General features: G+C 36.2%; 1 pseudogene. It reads right to left on the bottom strand.

What is annotated here, in order from left to right:
* Positions 1–655, bottom strand: a pseudogene (locus IUY40_RS19195) (leucine-rich repeat domain-containing protein); the annotation flags it as partial.
* Between the last annotated feature and the right edge of the window lie 22 nt (positions 656–677).

Here is a 677-nt window from a genome sequence, read left to right as displayed (position 1 = left end):
TGTTACTAGTATTGTTAAGGTTAATTGCCGTAATGTGCCCGTTTTCGATACTTATACCGTTCCAAGGACCTTCATGTAGGTTGTTTTCGTTAGTATCCCATTTGTTGTTCCAATTATTCCCTCCCATGACGGTATAAAAATCGACCAAAGCCTGATATTCTGCATCCGGAATTTTGGGCTGATCTACTTTTACGGTTGTAAAATAGATATTGGTATAATAGCTTATTGCCGTTCCATCATATTGCTGCTTAAGATATACTGGGTCTCCTGTTTTCAGGGTTGCCAGATAAGAAGCAGGTATGGTCAAAGTTCTATCTTTGGCAACAACCAAAGTGCTGCTTACTTGACTTCCTCTTATGTAGACTATAAATTGGCTATTGGCAGAGAAATCATTTTGTGCCCTGTTGTAAAGAACTGAGTTTGGCAAGTTTGTTATTTTTACATCAGTTCCCTCATATAGGAAATTTTCAAGATTAAGTGTCTGATAGTTTAAGTCTATGTTTACTTGGCTTTTTAAAAGTCCTTTGATATCTGCTATTTTGTTATATTCGAGATTTAATGTTTTTAAAGCATTGAGTTTTTCAAATTCTTTAGGGAGTACTTCCAGTAGGTTGTACCTAGAGTTTAAGGTCACCAAGGCAGATAAGTTTCCCATAGATACGGGCAATGTCTTTATT

The organism is Flavobacterium sp. ALJ2, assembly GCF_015594725.1.
Taxonomy (GTDB): Bacteria; Bacteroidota; Bacteroidia; order Flavobacteriales; family Flavobacteriaceae; genus Flavobacterium.
Note: the sequence above shows the minus strand (reverse complement) of the source record. Positions and strands in the feature narration are given on the sequence as shown.